This is a genomic window from Duganella sp. Leaf61, from assembly GCF_001421905.1.
GTDB lineage: Bacteria > Pseudomonadota > Gammaproteobacteria > Burkholderiales > Burkholderiaceae_D > Rugamonas > Rugamonas zoogloeoides.
On sequence record NZ_LMLM01000023.1, the window covers coordinates 438847 to 460706 of the forward strand.

Annotated in this window: 19 protein-coding genes; 13 read left to right on the forward strand and 6 right to left on the reverse strand. The window is 63.5% G+C overall.

What is annotated here, in order from left to right:
* Window positions 1-318 precede the first annotated feature (318 nt).
* From ASF04_RS14975 to ASF04_RS14985, 3 genes are all read left to right on the forward strand, one after another.
* A complete protein-coding gene (locus ASF04_RS14975; RefSeq protein ID WP_056143101.1) occupies window positions 319-2184 on the forward strand; it encodes a phosphoenolpyruvate carboxykinase (GTP) in 1866 nt (621 codons plus the stop codon).
* A 114-nt stretch (window positions 2185-2298) separates the two neighbouring features.
* Complete coding sequence (locus tag ASF04_RS14980; protein WP_056143235.1) at window positions 2299-2916, forward strand: HAD hydrolase-like protein; 618 nt, start codon at window positions 2299-2301, stop codon at window positions 2914-2916.
* A gap of 115 nt (window positions 2917-3031) precedes the next feature.
* A complete protein-coding gene (locus ASF04_RS14985; protein ID WP_229205061.1) occupies window positions 3032-4831 on the forward strand; it encodes a DUF885 family protein in 1800 nt (599 codons plus the stop codon).
* A 46-nt stretch (window positions 4832-4877) separates the two neighbouring features.
* Here the strand turns inward: ASF04_RS14985 and uvrA are convergent, their stop codons facing one another.
* Window positions 4878-7724, reverse strand: a complete 2847-nt coding sequence (gene uvrA, locus ASF04_RS14990; protein ID WP_056143107.1) for an excinuclease ABC subunit UvrA — start codon at window positions 7722-7724, stop codon at window positions 4878-4880.
* Window positions 7725-8000: 276 nt separating this feature from the next.
* Here uvrA and ssb point away from each other — a divergent pair, with 276 nt between their 5' ends.
* The 3 genes from ssb to ASF04_RS15005 all read left to right on the forward strand — a co-directional run bounded on the left by ssb (window position 8001) and on the right by ASF04_RS15005 (window position 9759).
* Window positions 8001-8549, forward strand: a complete 549-nt coding sequence (gene ssb / locus ASF04_RS14995) for a single-stranded DNA-binding protein (RefSeq protein ID WP_056143109.1) — start codon at window positions 8001-8003, stop codon at window positions 8547-8549.
* A gap of 169 nt (window positions 8550-8718) precedes the next feature.
* The gene (locus ASF04_RS15000) at window positions 8719-9189 is read left to right on the forward strand and encodes a nuclear transport factor 2 family protein (RefSeq protein ID WP_056143112.1); all 471 of its coding nucleotides are present in this window, start codon (window positions 8719-8721) and stop codon (window positions 9187-9189) included.
* A 9-nt stretch (window positions 9190-9198) separates the two neighbouring features.
* Entirely contained in the window at window positions 9199-9759 is a 561-nt protein-coding gene (locus tag ASF04_RS15005; protein WP_056143115.1) for a TetR/AcrR family transcriptional regulator, read from the forward strand.
* A gap of 108 nt (window positions 9760-9867) precedes the next feature.
* On the opposite strand, the gene ASF04_RS15010 is transcribed toward ASF04_RS15005, so the two are convergent.
* On the reverse strand, window positions 9868-10404 hold the full coding sequence (locus tag ASF04_RS15010) for a hypothetical protein (protein ID WP_056143118.1): 537 nt from the start codon (window positions 10402-10404) through the stop codon (window positions 9868-9870).
* A 241-nt stretch (window positions 10405-10645) separates the two neighbouring features.
* Here ASF04_RS15010 and ASF04_RS15015 point away from each other — a divergent pair, with 241 nt between their 5' ends.
* On the forward strand, window positions 10646-11542 hold the full coding sequence (locus tag ASF04_RS15015) for a hypothetical protein (protein WP_056143121.1): 897 nt from the start codon (window positions 10646-10648) through the stop codon (window positions 11540-11542).
* On the forward strand, window positions 11526-13046 hold the full coding sequence (locus ASF04_RS15020) for an alginate export family protein (RefSeq protein ID WP_373922142.1): 1521 nt from the start codon (window positions 11526-11528) through the stop codon (window positions 13044-13046). The genes ASF04_RS15015 and ASF04_RS15020 overlap by 17 nt, the downstream gene beginning before the upstream one ends.
* A gap of 11 nt (window positions 13047-13057) precedes the next feature.
* Here the strand turns inward: ASF04_RS15020 and ASF04_RS15025 are convergent, their stop codons facing one another.
* On the reverse strand, window positions 13058-13294 hold the full coding sequence (locus tag ASF04_RS15025; RefSeq protein ID WP_019924540.1) for a DUF2798 domain-containing protein: 237 nt from the start codon (window positions 13292-13294) through the stop codon (window positions 13058-13060).
* Window positions 13295-13389: 95 nt separating this feature from the next.
* Between ASF04_RS15025 and ASF04_RS15030 the strand changes: the two genes are divergently transcribed.
* Window positions 13390-14289 carry a LysR family transcriptional regulator gene (locus ASF04_RS15030; RefSeq protein ID WP_056143124.1) on the forward strand — a complete coding sequence of 300 codons (900 nt, stop codon included), beginning with the start codon at window positions 13390-13392 and terminating at the stop codon, window positions 14287-14289.
* Window positions 14290-14406: 117 nt separating this feature from the next.
* Window positions 14407-14919 (forward strand): hypothetical protein, encoded by a 513-nt coding sequence (locus ASF04_RS15035; RefSeq protein ID WP_056143128.1) that lies wholly within the window; start codon window positions 14407-14409, stop codon window positions 14917-14919.
* 101 nt (window positions 14920-15020) lie between these two features.
* Here ASF04_RS15035 and ASF04_RS15040 read toward each other — a convergent pair whose 3' ends face one another.
* From ASF04_RS15040 to ASF04_RS15050, 3 genes are all read right to left on the reverse strand, one after another.
* The gene (locus ASF04_RS15040; RefSeq protein ID WP_162241444.1) at window positions 15021-16025 is read right to left on the reverse strand and encodes a lipid A deacylase LpxR family protein; all 1005 of its coding nucleotides are present in this window, start codon (window positions 16023-16025) and stop codon (window positions 15021-15023) included.
* Between the two features lie 188 nt (window positions 16026-16213).
* Window positions 16214-16774 carry a hypothetical protein gene (locus ASF04_RS15045; protein WP_056143134.1) on the reverse strand — a complete coding sequence of 187 codons (561 nt, stop codon included), beginning with the start codon at window positions 16772-16774 and terminating at the stop codon, window positions 16214-16216.
* A 71-nt stretch (window positions 16775-16845) separates the two neighbouring features.
* Window positions 16846-18783, reverse strand: coding sequence for a phosphatase PAP2 family protein (locus ASF04_RS15050; protein ID WP_056143137.1), 1938 nt, complete (start codon window positions 18781-18783; stop codon window positions 16846-16848).
* 119 nt (window positions 18784-18902) lie between these two features.
* Here ASF04_RS15050 and czcI point away from each other — a divergent pair, with 119 nt between their 5' ends.
* From czcI to ASF04_RS15065, 3 genes are all read left to right on the forward strand, one after another.
* Window positions 18903-19274, forward strand: coding sequence for a cation efflux protein, CzcI family (gene czcI, locus ASF04_RS15055; RefSeq protein WP_056143140.1), 372 nt, complete (start codon window positions 18903-18905; stop codon window positions 19272-19274).
* A gap of 70 nt (window positions 19275-19344) precedes the next feature.
* Window positions 19345-20586, forward strand: a complete 1242-nt coding sequence (locus tag ASF04_RS15060) for a TolC family protein (RefSeq protein ID WP_056143143.1) — start codon at window positions 19345-19347, stop codon at window positions 20584-20586.
* Window positions 20583-21857 carry an efflux RND transporter periplasmic adaptor subunit gene (locus ASF04_RS15065; protein WP_056143145.1) on the forward strand — a complete coding sequence of 425 codons (1275 nt, stop codon included), beginning with the start codon at window positions 20583-20585 and terminating at the stop codon, window positions 21855-21857. The genes ASF04_RS15060 and ASF04_RS15065 overlap by 4 nt, the downstream gene beginning before the upstream one ends.
* Window positions 21858-21860: the final 3 nt, after the last annotated feature.

The window sequence follows — 21860 nt, forward strand, 5'->3', positions numbered from 1 at the left end:
GGTTGAAATTCGTAGCGGAATAACGGGCGCTGCAAAAAGCTGAATAGCTTACTACTTTAGTCAACAATTTCTCCTACATTTCTGTTGAATCGTGGGACCAGCGGTGTACAATCGCTCAAAAAATGAACAGCCGAACATCGATTTTGCTGTCACTGCCGGGTTCACGGAACCTGGTCCCACGACAAGACCGCCGTAGAATACGCCGAGGCGCCGACCCATCCCGGATGGGCTTTCCGCGCGCCAGGCTATTCAAGCTTTATTCAAGCTGATATTGACGACGATCCTGCCGAAAGAATTTTAATTGGCATTGGAGGTAGTATGAATCAGCCCATCATGGGTGGCGTTGCAACGCTGAACGTCCCAGCTTACATCAAGCATCAAAAACTGATCAATTGGGTCACGGAAATCGCCGCGCTGACCAAGCCGGACCGCATCTACTGGTGCGATGGCTCGCAAGAAGAGTACGACCGCCTGTGCGCGGAAATGGTTGCTGCCGGCACCATGAAAAAACTCAACGAAGCCAAGCGTCCGAACTCGTACCTGGCCCTGTCCGATCCGACCGACGTGGCGCGCGTTGAAGACCGCACCTACATCTGCTCGGCCACCAGGGAAGAAGCCGGCCCGACCAACAACTGGATGGCGCCCGACGAAATGCGCGCCACCCTGAACCCGCTGTTCGACGGCGCCATGATCGGCCGCACCATGTACGTTGTGCCATTCTCGATGGGCCCGCTGGGTTCACCGATCGCGCACATCGGCGTGGAACTGTCCGACTCGCCATACGTGGCCGTCAACATGCGCGTCATGACCCGCATGGGCAAGGCCGTGTACGACGTGCTGGGCACCGATGGCGAGTTCGTGCCATGCGTGCACACCGTGGGCGCACCGCTGACGGCCGGTCAGGCCGACGTGGCCTGGCCATGCAACGCTACCAAGTACATCGTCCACTACCCGGAAACCCGCGAAATCTGGTCCTACGGTTCGGGCTACGGCGGCAATGCGCTGCTGGGTAAAAAATGCTTCGCGCTGCGTATCGCTTCCACCATGGGTTACCAGGACCAGGCCAAGGATGGCATGGGCTGGCTGGCCGAACACATGCTGATCCTGGGCGTGGAATCGCCGGAAGGCAAAAAGCACTACGTGGCTGCCGCTTTCCCTTCGGCTTGCGGCAAGACCAACTTCGCCATGCTGATCCCGCCAGGCACCTTCGACGGCTGGAAAGTCACCACCATCGGCGACGACATCGCCTGGATCAAGCCGGGCGCCGATGGCCGCCTGTACGCGATCAACCCGGAGGCCGGTTACTTCGGCGTGGCCCCTGGCACCAACGAAAAAACCAACTTCAACTGCATGGCTTCCATGCGTGAAAACACCATCTTCACCAACGTCGCGCTGACCGACGACGGCGATGTATGGTGGGAAGGCCTGACCAAGCAGGCGCCCGATCACCTGGTGGACTGGCAAGGCAAGGACTGGACCCCGGCGTCCGGCACCAAGGCTGCCCACCCTAACGCACGCTTTACCGTGGGCGCTACCCAGAACCCCGTCATCGACGCGGCCTGGGACGATCCTGCCGGTGTGCCGATCTCGGCCTTCATCTTCGGCGGTCGCCGTTCGACCACCGTGCCGCTGGTCACCGAAGCGCGTAACTGGGTGGAAGGCGTGTACATGGCCGCCACCATGGGCTCGGAAACCACCGCTGCAGCTGCCGGCCAGATGGGCATCGTGCGCCGCGATCCGTTCGCGATGCTGCCGTTCATGGGCTACAACATGAGCGACTACTTCCAGCACTGGCTCAACCTGGGCGAAAAACTGGGCAAGATCGACGGCGCCACTCTGCCGAAAATCTACTGCGTCAACTGGTTCCGCACCGACGACCAGGGTCATTTTGTCTGGCCTGGCTTCGGCGACAATATGCGCGTGCTGAAATGGATGCTCGAGCGTATCGAAGGCAAAGCCGGCGGCGTCGAAAACATCTTCGGCACCACCCCGCGCTACGGCGACATCCACTGGGACGGCCTGCCGTTCACCCCTGAGGAATTCGAGACCATCACCTCGATCGACAAGGATGCCTGGCGCGAAGAACTGAAACTGCACGAAGAACTGTTCACCAAGCTGGCCTACCACCTGCCGCAAGAATTGACGGCGGTGAAAGCCGAGCTGGAGAAGCGCCTGGCAAAATAAGCCGGCCTGAGGTGGAGACGGAAGCGACGCATGGAAACATGCGCCGCTTTTTTTTCGTGTATGCTGGCCCGGCTGACCGGCTCAACCGACCACTCCTACGCCATCGAGGACCACGTGAACCGCAAGCTCATCATTTTCGACTTCGACGGTACCCTGGCCGATACGTTTCCCTGCTTCGTACGCGTGTTCGACGAAGCGGCGGCCAAATACAAGTTCAAACCGCTCGACCGCGCCAACGCCCAGGCTTTGCGCGGCCTCGATGCGCGCCAGATCATGGCGCTGCACGACATCCCGCTCTGGAAAACTCCGGCCATCGCCCGCTTCATGCGCACCCGCATCGGCGACGAGGCGCATTCGATCACGCTGTTCGCTGGCGTGGAGGCGGCGCTGCGCACGTTGAAGGCGCGCGGCGTGGTGCTCACCATCGTCACCTCGAATGCACGCGCCAACGTGCAGCGCATCCTCGGGCCCGAGTTGCTGGCGCTGTTCGACCAGGTGGAGTGCGGCGCGGGCCTGTTCGGCAAACTGCCCAAGGTGCGCAAGGTGCTCGCTGCCACCGGCATCGCGGCAGCCGATACCTTGTTGATCGGCGACGAGATCCGCGATGCGCGGGTGGCGGCGGAGGCGGGCCTCGACTTCGGCGCGGTGGCGTGGGGCTTCAACCACGTCGATGCACTCGTGGCGCAGGGGCCGAAGCGCGTATTTCACCAGGTAGCCGACTTGCTGGCGTAGTCTGTCGCAGCGGCACGCAGTTCACGGCGGCCTTCGTGCAGCCTGTCACAAAGCACCATCGGCAGTGGCCGGCTTCGCTTACAGTGCAGGCTCCACCTTTTTTTGACCTGCCACCATGACTACTGCAATGACCCGAATGGGCGCCGCCAGCGCCTTGCTGTTTTCCCTGATGCTGGGCGTGGCCAACGCCGATACCGCCGTACCCGACCTGGAAGCGCGCCGCGCGGCGCTGAACACCCTGATCAAGGAGCAGTGGGACTACACCATGCGCAACAGCCCGGAATGGGCGTCGATGCTCGGCGACAAGCGCTACAACGACAAGCTGTCCGACTTCTCGCAGGCGGGCATCGAGGCCGACCTCAAGGCCAGCGCCGACTTCCTCAAACGCTTCGAGGCGATCGACACCGCCGGTTTTCCCGGCCAGGAGCAGTTGAACAAGGAGCTGATGGTGCGCCAGTTGCGCCAGACCGTGGACGGCGCCCGCTTCAAGGACTGGGAGATGCCGCTGGCGCAAAACTCCGGCATCCATATCGACCTGCCGATGATTGTCTCGGCCTGGAATTTCGAGACGGTGAAGGATTACGAGGACTACATCTTGCGCCTGCAGGCGGTGCCCCGGCTGTTCGAGGAAAACCGCGTGCAAATGCAGAAGGGCGTGGCCGACGGCCTGATGCCGCCCAAGTTCCTGATTCCGCAGATCGTCAAGCAGTGCGAGGACATGGCGGCGCACAAGCCGGCCGGTTCGCCCTATGCGCTGCCGCTGAAAAAATTCCCCAAGACCTTCTCGGCCGCCGACAAGGCGCGGTTGACCAAAGAGGTGCTGGCGGCGATCAAAAAGGATGTGGCGCCCGCGTATAAAAAACTGGCAGTCTTCACCAAGACCCAGTACCTGCCGCACGGCCGCAAGGACGTGGGCATGTGGTCGCTGCCCGATGGCGCGGCGCGCTACACTTCCAAGGCCAAGGCTTCCACCACCACCGACATGGCGCCGGAAGAAATCCACCAACTGGGGCTGGCGGAAGTGGCGCGCATCGAAGCGCAGATGCTGGCGACGGCCCAAAAGCTCGGCTACAGCGACCTGGCGTCGTTCAACAAGGCGCTCAAGGAAAACAAGGCACTGCGCCCGACCTCGCGCCAGAACATCGTCGACCTCTATCAGAAGTACACGGACCAGATGTACGCGCAACTGCCGCAGCAGTTCGGCGTGCTGCCGAAGGCCAAAGTGGAGATCACCGAAGTGGAACGGTTCCGCGAAAAAGGCGCGGCGGCAGCGTCGTACCTGCCCGGTTCACCGGACGGCAAGCGTCCGGGCCGGGTGATGGTCAACACGGGAGACTTCCAGGATCGCTCCGTGATCGGCATCGAAACCACGGCGTTGCACGAAGGCGTGCCCGGTCACCATATGCAGATCAGCATTGCCCAGGAAATCCAGGGCTTGCCGGACTTCCGGCAACAGGGCATCTACACGGCGTACGTGGAAGGGTGGGCGCTGTATTCCGAACGGCTGGGCGAAGAACTGGGCTTTTACAAGGACCCTTACAGCTACTACGGCCACTTGCAGGACGAGATGCTGCGCGCGATCCGGCTGGTGGTCGATACCGGCCTGCACTATAAACAGTGGAACCGCCAGCAGGTGGTGGACTTCTTCCATGCCCATTCGGCGATCGAGGAAGTGGATGTACAAAGCGAGACCGACCGCTACATCGTGTGGCCGGGCCAGGCGCTGGGCTACAAGATCGGCCAGCTGAAAATACTGGAACTGCGCGACTATGCGCGCAAGGAACTGGGCGACAAGTTCGACATCCGCAAATTCCACGACCACTTGCTGGGCGCGGGCGCGCTGCCGCTTGATGTGCTGGAGACGCATATCAAGGAGTGGGTGGCGAGCGAGAAGAGGGTGGTGTCGGTGCAGTGACGTACCGGCTGTGATGCGGCCAGCGAGCGCTGGCCGCCGTCTTGTATTACTTGAGCAGCGGGCCGAGATACTTGCCGGTCACGCTGTTCGCATTCGCGGCCACATCCTCCGGCGTGCCGGTGGCAATGATCTTGCCGCCACCCGCACCGCCTTCCGGCCCCAGGTCCACCACCCAGTCCGCCGTCTTGATCACATCGAGATTGTGCTCGATGATGACCAGCGTGTTGCCCTGGTCGCGCAGGCGGTGGATCACCTTGAGCAGCAGGTCGATATCGTGGAAGTGCAGGCCGGTGGTCGGCTCGTCCAGGATGTACAGCGTGCGGCCCGTATCGCGCTTGGACAGTTCCAGCGACAGCTTGACGCGCTGCGCCTCGCCACCGGACAGCGTGGTCGCGCTTTGCCCCAGCTTGATGTAGCCGAGGCCCACGTCGAGCAGCGTGTGCAGCTTGCGCGCGATGACCGGCACCGGCTTGAAGAACTCGTGCGCGTCTTCCACCGTCATGTCGAGGATTTCGGTGATGTTCTTGCCCTTGTACTGGACTTCCAGCGTTTCGCGGTTATAGCGCTTGCCGTGGCAGACATCGCATGGCACGTACACGTCCGGCAGGAAGTGCATCTCGACCTTGATTACGCCATCGCCCTGGCACGCTTCGCAGCGGCCGCCCTTGACGTTGAACGAGAAGCGCCCGGCGCTGTAGCCGCGCTCCTTCGCTGTCGGCACCGTCGCGAACAAATCGCGGATCGGCGTAAACAGGCCGGTATAGGTGGCCGGGTTGGAACGCGGCGTGCGGCCGATCGGCGCCTGGTCCACCGAGATCACCTTGTCGAAGTGCTCGAGGCCCGCGATCGAGTCGTGCGGCGCCGGCTCGGTCTGCGAACCGTACAGGTGGCGCGACAGGGCCGGGAACAGCGTGTCGTTGATCAGTGTCGATTTGCCGGAGCCGGAAACGCCGGTCACGCACGTCATCAGGCCCACCGGCAGCTTGAGGCTGACCTTTTTCAGGTTGTTGCCGGTGGCGCCAGCGATCACCAGCTGGCGATCGGGATCGGCCTGGTGACGCTTGGCCGGCACCTCGATCTTGCGGGTGCCGTTCAGGTACTGCGCCGTCAGCGATTTTTTATTCTTGAGGATGTCCTTGAGCGAACCGGCCGCAATCACTTCGCCGCCATGCACGCCGGCGCCCGGACCCATGTCGACGATGTAGTCGGCGGTGCGGATCGCGTCTTCGTCGTGCTCCACCACCAGCACGCTGTTGCCGATGTCGCGCAGGTGACGCAGGGTGTCGATCAGGCGGTCGTTGTCGCGCTGGTGCAGGCCGATCGACGGTTCATCGAGCACGTACATCACGCCGGTCAGGCCCGAGCCGATCTGCGAGGCCAGGCGGATGCGCTGCGCTTCGCCGCCGGACAGCGTATCGGCGCTGCGGTCCAGCGATAAATAATCGAGACCGACGTTGTTAAGGAACTGCAGGCGCGAGATGATCTCTTTCACCACGCGGTCGGCGATTTCCTTCTTGGCGCCCTTGAGCTTCAGCTGCTCGAAGAACGACAGCGATTCGCGCAGCGGCTTCTCGGCGATCTCGTAGATCGCCTTTTCCTGCTTGCCGGTGCCGACCTTGACGAAGCGCGCCTCGATGCGCAGGCGCGCGCCTTCGCACGACGGGCATTTTTTCTCGTTGATGAACTTGGCCAGTTCTTCCTTGACCGCCATCGAATCGGTTTCGCGGTAGCGGCGCGCCAGGTTGTTGACCACACCCTCGAAGGTATGCTCCTTGACCACGGTGCGGCCGCGCTCATTCACGTACGTAAACGGAATCGCGGTTTTGCCGGAGCCATTCAGGACCGCGTCCTGCGCGGACTTGGGCAACTGCTCGAACGGCACATCGAGATCGAACTCGTAGTACGCGGCCAGGTTGGACAGCATCTGGTAATAGAACTGGTTGCGGCGGTCCCACCCCTTGACGGCGCCGGACGCGAGCGACAGGTTGGGGAAGGCGACGATGCGTTTCGGGTCGAAGAATTCGATGTGGCCGAGGCCATCGCACTCGGGGCAGGCGCCCATCGGGTTATTGAACGAGAACAGGCGCGGTTCCAGCTCCTGCAACGAGTAGCCGCACTGGTTGCAGGCGAACTTGTTCGAGTACACGTGTTCGACGGCGGTGTCCATTTCCAGCGCCACGGCGCGGCCATCGGCCAGGCGCAGCGCAGTCTCGAAGCTTTCGGCCAGGCGTTGCTTGATATCGGCGTTGACTTTTACGCGGTCGATCACCACGTCGATCGTGTGCTTCTCGGTTTTTTTGAGCTTGGGCAGCTCGTCCACTTCGTAGATCTTGGCTTCATGGGTGCCGCTCTGCACGCGAAAGCGCACGAAGCCCTGCGCCTGCATCTGCTCGAACAGGTCCGAATGCTCGCCCTTGCGGTTGGCCACCACCGGCGCCAGCACCATCAATTTCGTCCCTTCTGGCATGGCCAGCACCGCATCGACCATTTGCGACACGGTCTGCGCAGCCAGCGCGTGGTCCGGGTGGTTGATGCAGTAAGGCGTGCCCACCCGCGCATACAGCAGGCGCAGGTAATCGTGAATCTCGGTGACCGTGCCGACGGTGGAGCGCGGGTTGTGCGACGTGGCCTTTTGTTCGATCGAAATCGCCGGCGACAGGCCTTCGATCAGATCGACATCGGGCTTTTCCATCAGTTGCAGGAACTGGCGTGCGTATGCCGACAGCGACTCCACGTAGCGGCGCTGGCCCTCGGCATACAGGGTGTCGAACGCCAGCGACGATTTGCCGGAACCGGACAGCCCGGTGATCACGACCAGCTGGTTGCGCGGCAGGTCGAGACTGATGTTTTTGAGGTTGTGCGTACGTGCGCCGCGAATGCGGATCTGTTCCATGGAGTAAGCCCTTAGATATCAACCCGTCATCATAGCGGGCTTTGAAAAGATGCGCCGTCCTTGCGCTGGATCACGCGCGGGAGGCTTGACACTGTATATAATACCAGTATTTGCTTGCGTCGATTCAACAGGCTTCGGCGCAGAACAGGCTACATGGGGACGAGAGCTGAAATTGGTAGTGCAAGTGGTAGCCCGGCATCGCGTTCGTCTATAATCTCTGTTTAGATTTCATACACAGCCTGCCCACGCGGCCGTCGTTACTCAGGAGTTTTATTCATGGCATCAGTCAACAAAGTCATCATCGTCGGCAATCTGGGTCGCGATCCGGAGATCCGCTACATGCCTAGCGGTGATGCAATCGCCAACATTGCCGTGGCGACCTCATACAAGTCGAAAGACCGCAACACCGGTGAGCAAAAAGAGACCACCGAGTGGCACCGCATCTCGTTCTTCGGCAAGCTGGCCGAAATCGTGGGCCAGTACCTGAAAAAAGGCTCGTCCATCTACGTCGAAGGCCGCCTGCAAACCCGCAAGTACACCGATAAAGACGGCGTCGAAAAGTACGCAACCGACATCGTCGCTGAAAACATGCAAATGCTGGGCGGCCGTCAAGGCGCCGGCGGCATGGACGACGGCGGCTACGGTGGTGGCGCTGGCGGTGGTGGTGGTTACGGCGGTGGCAGTGGTGGCGGCGGTTACGACGCGCCACCACAGCGCCAGGCCGCACCTCAGCAACAACGCCCAGCCATGGCGCCACCTGCACCACGTCCGGCACCGAAACCTGCGCCGAACTTCTCGGATATGGATGACGATATTCCGTTCTAACGTTTCTTCTTGCAGCAAATCTAACAAGTAGTCAGGAGCCCGCATTGCGGGCTCTTTTTTTTTCAACTGCTCGCTGCGAAAAAAGCTTGCAAAGCGGAATTTGCCGGCATATATTCTCTGTACTGATCGGTACATAGTGTTCCGATAGGTACAATTTAGGAGAAATCACATGGCTATCCGTCCACCCCTGCCGCCCTTCACTCGTGAAACCGCGATCGAAAAAGTTCGTCTGGCCGAAAACGGCTGGAACACCCGCGACCCGGAGAAAGTCGCCCTTGCTTACACCGAAGCCAGCTGGTGGCGCAATCGCGCTGAATTCGTTGAAGGCCGGGAAGCCATCACCGCACTGCTGAAGCGTAAGTGGACCCGCGAGCTGGATTACCGTCTGATTAAAGAGCTGTGGGCCTTTGACGGTGCGCGCATCGCCGTGCGCTTCGCTTACGAATACCATGACGATTCCGGCCAGTGGTATCGTGCCTACGGCAATGAAAACTGGGAATTCGACGAAAACGGCCTGATGCACCATCGTCACGCCTGCATCAACGAGCATCCGATCAAGGCTGAAGATCGCAAATTCCTGTGGGACAATAGCGGCCCACGCCCAGCCGATTATCCTGGGCTGAGCAGTTTCGGTTTTTAAGGAAAATGAATGGCTAGAGTAATTGCGGAACGGGAAGACGTGATCCCGCTGCTGGGGGAGGTATTCCGAACCTATGGCTTCGAGGGGGCGAGCCTGGCGCGCATCAGCGAAGGCACCAAACTGGGCAAGGGCAGCATCTATCACTTTTTCCCGGGAGGCAAAGAGGAAATGGCTGAAGCCGTGCTGGCACAGGTCGATGAGTGGTTCCAACACCATGTTTTCCAACCGCTGCGCGAGCGCGCCGATGCTGTGGAAGGCATCAAGGCAATGTTCGACGACGTGGGCCGCTACTTTCTTTCTGGTCGCCGTATCTGTCTGGTAGGAGTCTTCGCGCTCGGCAGCGAGCGTGATCGCTTTTCAGACCGTGTCCGTAGTTACTTTGCAGCCTGGATTGATGCGCTAGCCGCTGCGCTGGAGCGGGCGGGGCGCAAGCCACAGGAAGCCAGTGCGCTGTCCAGAGAGGTGGTGGGCGGTATCCAGGGAGCCCTGGTGTTGGCCAGGGCTTTGGACCAGACGGAAATCTTCACCGATACGTTGAGTAGCCTGCGCGATCGTGTGCTGGCCGTTTAGTCCGGAAGCTGGCAAACCCACGACAACGGTGCCGCCAGGGCGAGGGCCTTGCGCCTGGCAAACGGCGTCAGTGTCAGACCGGCGTACATGGCTTTTAACGTGGCTGCTTTACCCATGCGGCGACGGATCGGCCGCCGTCCCGAGCTTGCTCTCCTCGCTCTTCTGCTCCACCAGCGTCGTCATCAATATCACCGTCAACAACTCCGCCTGTGGCGAGGCATCGAGCAACTCGATGCTGTGCCGCGTTCGCAAGGTCATGATCCTGGCCTGCGCCCTGGCCATGACCTGACCGTGGCGTGACAGCTCGAACCCCATATCCCACAAGCCGCCGCGCAAGATAGCTCCGTCAAAGCGTCCACCCACGACGGCCACCTGCCGCCGCCAGCTCCACAGCTTGCCGCGCAGCTCGAAATTTTCGTCGTTGGTATGCACGTACCAGGTGGGGGCGAATGACAGGAATTTGCGCCTGACCACCGCCACTTCGCGGCCGTCCTGCGTGATGCGCCATGGACGGATGAACCAGCGCCACTGGGCGGCGGCTTCGTACACGACATTGTCGTCGTCATCGGTGATCTGGATTTTCCCCAGCAGCGACAGCAGCTTGCGGGCGATGTGCAGCGTTTTGGGGGCGGCGTAATCGTTCATGGTGGCCTTTCGGCTGTGGGTTCGCTGCGATTCTACAACTTCGCCGCAAGACAGGCTTTTTCAGTCATGCTGGTTCTCCTGAACAGGTGGCATATCACGCATTGCGCTTTATCCGCTCTCATCGGGCCTGCGGCCCTGTCCTAAGGGAGGGCATGGCTGGTACCTGACCCGATGGCAGGTGGAATGCGGGGCGTGGCTGGGTATAGTGGACTGACGGTTTTCCACCTTCCAGGAGTTATCCATGACCACCCATACCCTCCGCAACCGCATCGCGTCCGCCGTACTGTCCCTGGCCCTGGTTGCTCCGGCGCTGGCGCTGGCCGCGCCCGATGTCGCGGTCGCGCCGCAGTACGACACCACGCACGTGTATGTGGCCAACGCCGATCTCGATGCGTTCGTCGCCAGCTTTGTCGGCACCTTCGGTGGCAAGGCCTCGCCGCGCGCGGTGTTTACGGTCACGCCAACGCCAAGCAAGACCGCGTCGCAATACGTGCAGACGCCGGTGGGCATGCTGTCGGTGTTCGCGTTCCAGACGCCGATCCCGTACGGCTTTGGCGAAGAACGCACCGGCTACCTGGTCACCGATATCCATGTGGCGCGCGCTGCTGCCGTGGAGGCGGGGGCCGACGTGGTGGTGGAGCCGTTCGATGACCCGATCGGCAAGGATGTGCTGATCCAGTGGGCCGGTGGCGTCAACATGCAGCTTTACTGGCATACCAGGGCGCCGTCGTACGCGCCGCTGCACTCGGTGCCGGACAACCGCGTGTACATATCAAAAGTCTCGGCCGATAAATTCCTCAATCAGTTCAAGACCTTTGCCCATGCGAAGATCGTAGCCGACAGCCAGATCGACGGCGGCGAAATCGGCCGCGCCGGCGACACCATCCGCCGCGTGCAGCTCGAATCGAAATTCGGCAAGATGACAGTGTTCGTCACCGACGGCAAGCTGACGTTCCCGTATGGCCGCGAGTCCACCGGCTACCAGGTGGACGACATGGCGGACACGCTGAACAAGGCTGCGGCCAACGGCGCCACCGTGCTGGCCGCGCCGCGCCAGACCAGTACCGGCAACATGACGGCAATGCTGCAATTCCCGGGCGGTTACATCAGCGAGATACACGATGCAGCCAAGCGTTAAAGTCGACACCAAAGCGGTGCGCGCAAGGCGCATATTGGCGCTGATGGTCGGCGTGGTGGGCGGTGTGAGCGCGCTGCCCGGCGTAGCCGGCGCAAAGGCGCTTGCTGCGGAAACCGCAGCGGCGCCAATGGCACCGCCAACGGCAGCAGCGACGGCAGCCACCATGGCAGCACCAACGCCAACAGCATGCAACGCCAAGCGCCCGGCGATCAACTTCAATCGCTGGGCCGAGAACTGGGACGTGCTGGCCAGCTCCTGCCTGCCGCGCCAGGCGCTCGACGGCCTCAAATATATTCCGCTCGGCGACGGCAGTTCTTACCTGTCGCTGGGCGCCGGCTTGCGCGAGCGTTACGAGCATATCGATGCGCCGTCGTACGGCGCTGGCACGGCACCGGCCGACGGCTACGTGATCCAGCGCGCCAACGTCCATGCGGACCTGCGCCTGGGCTCCTACGTGCAAGTGTTCGGCCAGCTGGTCGATGCGCGCACGTTTGAGAAGAAGACGATTGCCCCGCCGGATCGCGACAAGCTCGATGTCGAGCAGCTGTTCGTGACGGTGGCTGTGCCCACGGCGGACGGAGCGATCAAGATGCGCGTGGGCCGGCAGGAAATGGCGTTCGACCTGCAGCGCTTTATCGCCGCGCGCGACGGCCCCAATGTGCGCCAGTCGTTCGACGGGGTGTGGGCCGACTGGGAACATGGCCCTTGGCGCGTGATCGGCTACGTGACGCAGCCGGTACAAAACCGCAGCGCAAAATCGCTCGACGATTATTCCAACGGCCACCTTACCCTGAATGGCCTGCGCCTGGAACGGCAGGGATTCGGGCCGGGCGACATCTCCGGCTACTACTCGCGCTACCGGCGTGACGATGCGCGCTTCCTCGACGCCACCGGCAACGAACGCCGCGACGTCTATGATTTACGCTACAGCGGCGTCACCGGCAACGTGGACTGGGACGTGGAGGGCATGCTGCAACACGGCCAGGTCGGCGCCAAGCGTGCCTCAGCGTGGGCGCTCGGTTCGATCGCCGGCTATACCTTCGCCAGCGCGACCTGGACGCCGCGCGTCGGTCTGCAATTCGACATGGCCTCGGGCGACAAGCACGCGGGCGACGACAAGCTCGGTACCTTCAACCCGCTGTTCGCCAACGGTTACTATTTCTCGCTGGCGGGCCTGACCGGCTACAGCAACCTGGTACACGTAAAACCCTCGATCAAGATCAAGCCGACCAGGACCTTGAGCGTGACCACGGCGCTGGGCCTGCAATGGCGCCAGACCACGGGCGACGCGGTGTACGTACAAAGCATGGCCGGCGTGCCGCGCACGGCGGGCCAGGGTTCGCGCTGGACCGGCGCCTACGCCCAGCTGCGCACCGACTGGGCGGTCACGCCGAATGTGACGGCAGCGCTGGAGGCGGTGCATTTCCAGGTGGGCGACAGCTTGCGTCGCGCTGGCGGGCGCGATGTGGATTACCTGGGGGTGGAGCTGAAGTTCGGGTGGTAACAACCGCGCACTTACCCCCGCCGCAACCGCACGGCCAAACGCTGGCTCGCCCCATGCACCAGCGGTCCGCACACCATCACCACCGTAAACGCCGCCGGCCACGCGGCCATGAAGGCATATCGCCAGCGCGATAAAAAGTCGGGATGCAGCCCGATGTTGAGCCAGGTAACCCAGCCGCTCATCATCGACGACATCAGCAGGGACATCAGCAGCGCAAACACCAGGCGCAGGCGGAACATATCGGACATTGCATCTCCTTCGTGAGTTGAAAGATACAGCGTAGTCGCTTGCAACTATCTATACTAGAGCGATAAATCCAATTTCAAATTCCGGAAATGCAATCATGCTTGATGACCTGGCCCTGTTTGTGACCATCGTGGAGGAGGGCAGTTTGAACGCTGCCGCCGTCCGCGAAAACCTGCCGCCGGCCACCGTCACACGGCGCCTGCAAAAACTGGAAAGTGAACTCGGCTACCGCCTGCTCAACCGCAGCGCGCGCCGCTTGCAGCCCACGGCCGAGGGCTGGCAGTACTACGAGCGGTGCCAGCCGCTGGTGCAGGCGCTGCGCCAGGCCACGCAGCAGCTCGACGCCAGCCTGTCCGATATCTCTGGTACGATCCGGGTGCTGGCGCCGGTCAACTTTGCCAGCGGCTTGCTCACACCGGCATGGGCCAGCTTCATGCACCGGTACCCGCATATCAAGCTCGAACTGGAACTGTCGAACCGCCTGCAAGACCTGGTCGCCAGCGGCGCCGACTTGGCGATACGCGTCGGTGCGCTCGACGATTCGTCGCTGATGCAGCGGCGCCTGGGCAGCGCCGGCCTGGTGATGGTGGCGGCGCCGTCGTACCTTGCGCGTGCCGGCGTGCCGCAGGACCCGTCGCAACTGGCGCAGCACGATCTGATCGTGGCCGAGCCGCTGCGTATTTGGCGCCTGCGCCGGCCCGGTGACGGCGCCGAAGTCGTGATTTCGCCGCAAGCCCAGGCGCGGCTGCGCGTCAACGAAATGCGGCTGGCCGTCGAGATGGCGCATGCGGGACTGGGCATCCTGCTGTGTCCCTTGCTGCAAAGCCGGCTCGAGGTGGCCGATGGCAGCCTGGTGCAGGTGCTGCCCGCATGGATGCCGGAGCCGCGTCACGTGTACGCGGTGTGGACCCAGCGCCGCTACCTGCCGGCAAGAGTGCGCGTGCTGCTCGAACACCTGGCCGAATTTGCCGCCAGCAGCCCCTTGCTGCAACAATAAGCAAGGCAGTAGCCGGCAAGAAACCAGTTGTGTTCTACAGCGAACATAGTGTGGACAGGGATGCCCCTAGAATCAATGAGGACGATTCCCGTATTTTCTTCATTTCCAGGACACCCCATGAAAAAACTGATGCTAGCCTTTGGCGTGGTACACGCCATCACCGCCCTGTTGTTTGCCGCCGGCGGCATATGCCTGATCGTGATCGGCGCCCAGATCGGCTGGGAGGCCATGTCGGCCGGTGAAGCCGGCCTGACCGCCGCCCAGGACGTCATCGAGGCGATCGGCATCCTGGCCGCCGCCGTGGTGGCCTTGCAGATTGCCGAGACCATCGTCGAGGAAGAAGTCGTGCGCGACGCCGACATCAGCGCGCCGACGCGCGTGCGCCGTTTCCTGTCGCGCTTTTTCGTTGTGGTAGTCGTGGCGCTCGGTATCGAGGGTCTGGTGGCGACATTCCATGCCGTGCACGATGACTTGAGCGAGCTCGTTTATGCAGCGGCCCTGATTGCCAGTGTGGGTCTTTTGCTGGCGGCGTGGGGCGTGTTTGTGCACCTGAACCGTTCGGCCGAAGAGCTGGAGCCGGACGCGATGGCGGATGCCAAGCGCGAGGATGACAAAATCCAGGGCGAGTAAGCAGCCATGCGGTTGCCCGGCATGCCGGGTGCTACGCCTCAAGCAAAAAAGGGCTCGATCTACGCGAAGATCGGGCCCTTTTTGCGTGGCAAGTCAGAAGCTCACCGCAACGCCGTGGTATAGGTCAGTGAACCATACGCCTTGCGCCGCCCGCTGCCCGTGGTCAGCGCGCTGGTGTTTTGCAGCGAGAACGACAGCGACGAGTCGCCCCAGCCATAGGCGATGCCGGCCTGGCCGATCACCTGCGATTCGCGCAGCTCGGCGCGGGTGCCGCCCGGCGGCAGGTCATTGCTGATGCCGGCGTGCGAGAAGAAGTGGTCGCCGTGCACGGCCAGATATGCCATCCAGCCACGGCCAAAAATCAGGGGATCGCCGCTGCGCGCCAGTTGCCGCACCGACGAGGCATAGCTGCGCTTGAGCGACGTGCCATACCGTAGCATCACGCTGCCGCCTACCGACGACAACATATTGCCGGCGTTGGCGCCGCCAAGCACGATCGCGTCCAGCGAAGGCGCTGCGCTGTCGCCGTCACCGCTGGCAAAGCGCACCGCGCGGTAGCGCTCGATGCCGTACAGCAGCCGGTTCGAGACCTGGCTGTCCCAGCCCTCGGGCCGGGTCGATCCCGTGATGCGGTGGATGAAGGTCTGCGCCTCGCGCGCGCCCGAGGCCGGTCCGATCATGCCGAGATTGAGGCTGAACATGTCAGCCACGTCGCCTTGCACCGACACCTGCGCCGCGCGTACCCACAGCGCACCCAGGTATGGCGCGTCCATCGGGTTCGGCTCCCTGGTGGTGATGTCGCGCGGCGTGATCATGATTTGGTTGAGCGAGACCGACGTCATCGCCGCCGGTCCCACCGCCAGGAACGGCGCGACTGGCGCCAGCAGCCAGTGTGGCGCCAATTCCGTTTCGCCGGGCGCCGTGCTGCGCACGTAGGCGATGGCCAGGCCGTTGGTGTAGCCGCCGCCGTCGGTGCCGGCAAAGACATCGTTTTGCAGCATTGCCGCCAGGTGCCGTTCCTCGGCGCCGGCCGTGCCCGCGATCGAGAGGGCGCCCAGGGTGAGCAAGGCAATAGAACAGCGCGCGGCAAGTGGTGTCGGTGTCATGATCGATAGAGGAAGGGATGGTCGGCGGAATGCCGGTGCCATACCATCGAGTCTGCGGATCAGCCTGAGGCCGGTCAAGCGAACGTGGGCCGCGAGCGTGAGAAAGGACACCGTGGAGGGAAAATAGTCATCACTTTGGGAGAGGTGCAACACACCCTGGGTGAGCCATCTCCCGTCTCAAAGGCCGGTTACTTCGATTTTGGCTTGCGCGCGATGATGTCGGCGATCTGCTTCTTTTCCTTGTCGGTGGCTTTGCGCAGCAGCGTTTCGTGCTGCTCGGCCACCTCCACCGCGTGCTCGATGTCGGGCGTGATCGCGGCCGATTTGCCGATGCGGTACGTCACATACCCGGTCAGCAGGCAGGCCGCCAGCGCACAGGCGATATAGCCGGCGTTCCACAAGGCGGCGCGGCCGTGGGCGCGCTCGAGGTCGCTGCAGACGTGCTCGGCCTGCCTGGTGACGGCGGTCAGTTGTGCGACCGACGCCGCCACGGCCTTGGTGGCCGCTTCGGTCGCCGCGCGCGAGGCTTCGCTGGCGCTGGCCTCGACGATGGCAGCGGCACGCGCCTCCACCTGGGCAGCTGCGGCGATGCGGTCGTCAATCTGGTTGAGGCTGATATTCGCCATGCGGATCAGCTTGTCGCAGCTGGCCACCTGGCGCGTGAAATTTTGCAGGTCCGCCTGCAAGCGTTCGGCCTGGGTGTTGAAGAACTCGCCTTGCGGATGCGCGGTCAGGTCGTCTTTGTTCATCAGGGCTTCCGATAGAAAAGGGCGTGCTGCACACCGTGCAACACGCCCCTATCATACCGTTTTGGCGCCGCTTAGTTGGTGACCGTCAAAGTCAGGGTCGTACCGCTGTAGGTTGGCGTCACCTTGGCAAAGCCCGCCACCGTGATGGTGGTGAACGTGCCTTGCAGGCGGCCGGCGCCGAGCACGGTAATGGTATCGCCTGCTTTCGGCTTGTAGCTGCCCGGGAACTTGATGCTCAGCGCGCCGCCGCCGATGGTGGCGTCGCCAGTCACGGTCAGGCCGGCCTGGGTAGCGGACAGGGCGTTGATTTCCAGCACAGTGGCGCCGGCCAGCTGGGTGTACTTGGCCGCCTTGACCGGGGTCGCCGCATTGGCGACCAGGGTGCCGCCGCTCACGTACACGTCGCCGGCGCCGAACGCGGTGCTCGAGATCGCTTCCAGGATGCCGGCGGTCAGCTCGGTGCCGCCGGTCCAGGTGTTGTTGCCGCCCAGTTTCAGCGCGCCCGTGCCTTGCTTGACCAGCTTGCCAGTGCCGCTGATATCGTTGCGCCAGCGGTCGGCCGCGTTGAAGCCGCCTTTCGATGCATCCATGTTGATCACGACATTGCCCTTGAAAGCGGCATAGCCGTCGGCTGCCGCAAACAGGTTCAAACGGCCCCAGCCTTCAGCATCGTCCATCACCGGGTAGCCGGAAGCGAGCGCGGTGGTTTTGAGTACCACGCGGCGCTGCTCGGCGCTCAAATATGGCAAGCGGGTTTCGATCAGCACTTCTGCGCCTTTCGGCACCACTGCCGCTGCCGTGGTGCTGGCGATCTGCGGGAAGCCGTAGGTGCTGCGGCGGATGTAGTTGGCCTTGTTGGTCGCGTAGTCGGCAAAGCGGTCGGTGGTCAGCGTGCCCGATTGCGCAAACGACGCGTACGTGGTGGCGGTGGTGGACGTGGCCGCCATCAGCGTGGTGTGGGCCTGGGCATAGGCGTTGGCTTTCAGGGCCTGGTTGGCCGGGTCGGCCAGGTTGCCGGCGACGACAGCCTCGCCGTGGATACGGCCGCTCAACACGTCCAGCGGCGAGTGCATGCCGGCCAGGATGCGCGATTCGCCCAGTTCCAGGCCACGGCTCAAGATTTCCTGGAAGCGTTCCGGCACCACGTAGGCCATCGCCAGCGCGTTGCGCATCGCTTCGGCCGAGTGGCCGCTGGTAAAGCCGCCGTCGGTGGCCGGAGTGGAGGAGCGCGCTGGCAGCAGCGCCGGCACCACCTGCACCGCGCTGCTCCAGCGGAACGGACGCGCATACTTGTAGAAACGCTTGGCCGGTTCGGTCGAGCCGTTGGCGCCGACCATGTTGACGAAATCGACCACGGTGCCGAAGTTGGCGTTGGCAGTGCCGCCCACGCCGTTGTTGTTGCCGCCGTCGTTGTACAGCACGGTGGTGGCGTCGGCCGGCACGTTGTTGATGGTGGTAGTCTGCTGGGTCGAGGCGCGCCAGGCGGTGGTCAGCGGGCCCATGGCATCGGTTACGCTGTAGCCCTTGCCACGGCGGTCGTCGAAGTAGGCCAGGGTGGTCTGCTCGGCGGTGCGGCCGGTGGTGGCCTTGACCACGTAATCGATGTTGTAGTTGTGGACGGTGGCGTTGCGGATGGTGCCGCCGTTGGTGCCATCGTTCGGCACGCCGGTCCAGGCGGAGGCGGCGACAGCAGGGAAGGTCCCCACGGCCGGCGCGGTCTGGCCTGCATCGACCAGCTGGGTGAGCGGGGTCCAGATGTCGAGCATGCCGGCCAGCACGCGCACGCCGGCGTTGGTCTCGAGCGTGGCGTAGCGGGCGTCGCCGCGCTGGTTGGTGGCGATGGTGTCGACAAACGCGGTCACGCTCGGTACCGGCGCCGTATCGGCCGCGCCCTGGTCGGCCGGTGCGGCCGGAATGACCAGCGGGCCTTCATGGTAGGTGCCACCGCAGGCGCTGAGCGCGACGGCGATGCTGAGGGCGAGGATGAGCGGGCGGGGAGAAACGTGCATGTCGAGTCCAGGGCAGATGAAGGAGGCCATAGAGTAATGACCGGATATGACGTGCTTGTTACAAGCGGGGCGCCGGATGAAAAAAATTCTTGCATCGTGTTGTTTGCTACAATCATCGCGTGAAAAAATTCCTGCTCATTATTCTGCTGACCATCCTGCCGATCCAGTACGCCTGGTCGATGGCGGCCGTCTATTGCCAGCACGAGGAAAGCAGCCAGCAGCATCCTGCCACGCATTTCGGCCACCACGGCCACCAGCACCAGGCGCAAGCCGGTGACGATGACGACGATGGCGATGACCAGCAGCCGGGCAAGACCAAGGCCCACAGCGACTGCGAAGTCTGCCACCACGCGGTGCAGGCCTCGGTGCTCGACGAGCATGGCGTAGCCGCCCCGGCCACCGCCAGCGGCTATGCGCCACCGCTCACTCCCCAGTATCTATCCCATATTGCCGAAGGGCCGCCCCGGCCCAATTGGCGTCTTTTCGCTTAGGCGACGAGACGCAAGCTCTTTCACCTGACGCCACCGTCTCGTCGAATTTCCCTTTATTCTGGAGAATTCGATGGTCAAGTATTTCCTGCCGCTCTGTGTAGCGGCATGGCCGGCGTTCGCGCTGGCCGCAGCTTTCAATCTGACCGCATCGGAGCCGGCCGCGCCGCTCACCTTGCAGACCGCGCTGGCGCTGGCGGCCGGCGCCAATGCCGACCTGTCGGCCGCCCGCCACGAGCTGTCGGCTACCGACGGCGCCGTGCAGCAGGCCGGCTTGCTGCCCAACCCCACGCTCGAAGTCGAACGTGTCGATCGCAAGCGCGCCGACGACGTCCGCGAAACCACGTTTTTGATCAGCCAGCCGCTGGAACTGGGCGGCAAGCGCAGCGCCCGCGTGCAGGCCGCCGAGCGTGGCCGCGACAGTGCCGCTGCCGCGCTGTCCGCGCGCCAGGCCGAGATCCGCGCTAATGTGATCGACGCCTGGTTTGCCGTGCTGGCCGCGCAGGAGCAGCTGCGCCTGGCGCAGGAATCGTCGGAACTGGCGCAGCGCGCGGCGCAGGCCACCGGCCGCCGCGTGGTCGCCGGCAAGGTCTCGCCGGTGGAGGAAACGCGGGCCAAGGTGGCTGCCGCCTCGGTCACGCTGGAGCTGCTGCGTGCACGCAGCGAACTGGCGGTGGCGCGGAAAAAATTGTCGGCGATGTGGGGCAACCCGTCACCACGGTTTGAAAAAGCCGATGGCGACATCGACCAGCTGCCGGCGCTGCCCGACCAGGCCATGCTGCACCACCGGCTGGCGCAGGCGCCGGCCATGGCGCTGGCGCGCTCGGAACTGGCCAGCCGGCAGTCGCTGGCGCAGGTGGAGCTGTCCAGGCGCGTGCCGGACGTCACGCTCAACCTGGGCAGCAAGCGCTCGGAGGAACTGGGCCGCTCGCAACTGATCGTGGGCTTCTCGGTGCCGCTGCCGCTGTTCGACCGCAACCAGGGCAATGTACTGGAAACTGCGCGCCGGGTGGACAAGGCAAGGGATGAACTGTCATCGACCGCGCTGCGGCTGGACTCGGACCTGGCGCAGGCGCGCGAGGATTTCGACCTGGCCCGCGAGCAGGCGCTGGCACTGCGCACCGACATCGTGCCCGGCGCCCAAAGCGCCTATGCCGCCGCCACGACCGGCTTTGAAAACGGCAAGTTCGGCTTCCTCGACGTGCTCGACGCCCAGCGCACGCTGCTCGACGCCCGGTCCCAATACCTGAACGCCCTGGCCCAGGCGCACCGCGCCCATGCCAGCATCACCCGCATCCTCGGAGCAGAACAATGAACAAGAAACAAAAAATCATCATCGCCGTGATGGCGGTCATCGGTCTGCTGCTGGCCGCGTGGATCCTGGCGCCGAAACAGGCCGGCGAGTCGCACGGCGACCACGGCCACGATGGCAAGGAAAAAGCTCCGGCCAAGGCGGCCGCAGCGCCGCTTGCGGGCGAACTCGCGCACGCGGATGGAGAGCCACCGGAAAAAATCGTCCTCGACGCCGCCCAGGTAAAAGCCGCTGGCATCGCGCTGGCCGCCGCCGCGCCGGCAAAGATCAGCGTGGTGACATCGCTGCCCGGCGAGATCCGCTTTAACGAAGACCGCACCGCCCACGTGGTGCCCAAGCTGGCCGGCGTGGTGATGGAAGTGCACGCGGACCTGGGCCAGAGTGTGAAACAGGGGCAGGTGCTGGCGGTGATCGCCAGCAGCGGCCTGTCCGACCAGCGCAGCGAGCTGCTGTCGGCGCAGCGCCGCCTGGCCCTGGCCTCAACCACCCTGGAGCGCGAAAAGCGCCTGTGGCAGGACAAGATCTCGGCCGAGCAGGATTATTTGCAGGCGCAGCAGGCCATGAGCGAGGCGGAAATCGCGGTGCAGAATGCGCGCCAGAAGCTCAGCGCCATTGGCGCGGGCGTTGGCTCTGGTCCCGGTTCCGGTCCCGTTTCCGGCTCCGGAAAAAACCTCAACCGACTGGAACTGCGCGCGCCGTTTTCCGGCGTGGTGATGGAAAAACACCTGGCGCAGGGCGAGGCGGTCAAGGAAGACGCCATCGTGTTCACGCTGTCCGACCTGTCCACGGTGTGGGCCGAAATCGCCGTGCCGCCGCGCGACCTCAACCTGATGCGGGTGGGCGAGACGGTCACCGTCAAGGCCACCGCCTTTGCCGCCGAAGCCAAGGGCAAGATCATCTACGTGGGCGAGTTGCTGGGCGAGCAAACCCGCACCGCCAAGGCGCGCGTGGCGCTGGCCAACCCGGACCGCGCCTGGCGCCCGGGCCTGTTCATCACGGTCGATGTGCTCTCCGGGTCTGCCAATCGTAACGCCAATGCTGCCGATGCGGCGGTGGCCGTGGCGTCCGACGCGGTGCAGATGGTCGAGGGAAAGCCGGTGGTGTTCGTCGAAACAGCGGGGGGATTCCTGGCGCAGCCGGTAAAGCTGGGGCGCAGCGACGGCAAGATGACCGAAGTGCTGGCCGGCCTCAAGGCGGGCGTGCGCTACGTCTCTACCGGCAGCTTCGTGCTGAAGGCGGAGCTGGGCAAAGACAGCGCCGAACACACCCACTAAGAC

Bases quoted from the DNA above. Each gene is read 5' to 3' on its own strand.
- ASF04_RS14975 (WP_056143101.1), top strand. From the start codon at position 319: ATGAATCAGCCCATCATGGGTGGCGTTGCAACGCTGAACGTCCCAGCT.
- ASF04_RS14985 (WP_229205061.1), top strand. From the start codon at position 3,032: ATGACTACTGCAATGACCCGAATGGGCGCCGCCAGCGCCTTGCTGTTT.
- uvrA (WP_056143107.1), bottom strand. From the start codon at position 7,724: ATGGAACAGATCCGCATTCGCGGCGCACGTACGCACAACCTCAAAAAC.
- ssb (WP_056143109.1), top strand. From the start codon at position 8,001: ATGGCATCAGTCAACAAAGTCATCATCGTCGGCAATCTGGGTCGCGAT.
- ASF04_RS15000 (WP_056143112.1), top strand. From the start codon at position 8,719: ATGGCTATCCGTCCACCCCTGCCGCCCTTCACTCGTGAAACCGCGATC.
- ASF04_RS15005 (WP_056143115.1), top strand. From the start codon at position 9,199: ATGGCTAGAGTAATTGCGGAACGGGAAGACGTGATCCCGCTGCTGGGG.
- ASF04_RS15010 (WP_056143118.1), bottom strand. From the start codon at position 10,404: ATGAACGATTACGCCGCCCCCAAAACGCTGCACATCGCCCGCAAGCTG.
- ASF04_RS15015 (WP_056143121.1), top strand. From the start codon at position 10,646: ATGACCACCCATACCCTCCGCAACCGCATCGCGTCCGCCGTACTGTCC.
- ASF04_RS15020 (WP_373922142.1), top strand. From the start codon at position 11,526: ATGCAGCCAAGCGTTAAAGTCGACACCAAAGCGGTGCGCGCAAGGCGC.
- ASF04_RS15025 (WP_019924540.1), bottom strand. From the start codon at position 13,294: ATGTCCGATATGTTCCGCCTGCGCCTGGTGTTTGCGCTGCTGATGTCC.
- ASF04_RS15030 (WP_056143124.1), top strand. From the start codon at position 13,390: ATGCTTGATGACCTGGCCCTGTTTGTGACCATCGTGGAGGAGGGCAGT.
- ASF04_RS15035 (WP_056143128.1), top strand. From the start codon at position 14,407: ATGAAAAAACTGATGCTAGCCTTTGGCGTGGTACACGCCATCACCGCC.
- ASF04_RS15040 (WP_162241444.1), bottom strand. From the start codon at position 16,025: ATGACACCGACACCACTTGCCGCGCGCTGTTCTATTGCCTTGCTCACC.
- ASF04_RS15045 (WP_056143134.1), bottom strand. From the start codon at position 16,774: ATGAACAAAGACGACCTGACCGCGCATCCGCAAGGCGAGTTCTTCAAC.
- ASF04_RS15050 (WP_056143137.1), bottom strand. From the start codon at position 18,783: ATGCACGTTTCTCCCCGCCCGCTCATCCTCGCCCTCAGCATCGCCGTC.
- ASF04_RS15060 (WP_056143143.1), top strand. From the start codon at position 19,345: ATGGTCAAGTATTTCCTGCCGCTCTGTGTAGCGGCATGGCCGGCGTTC.
- ASF04_RS15065 (WP_056143145.1), top strand. From the start codon at position 20,583: ATGAACAAGAAACAAAAAATCATCATCGCCGTGATGGCGGTCATCGGT.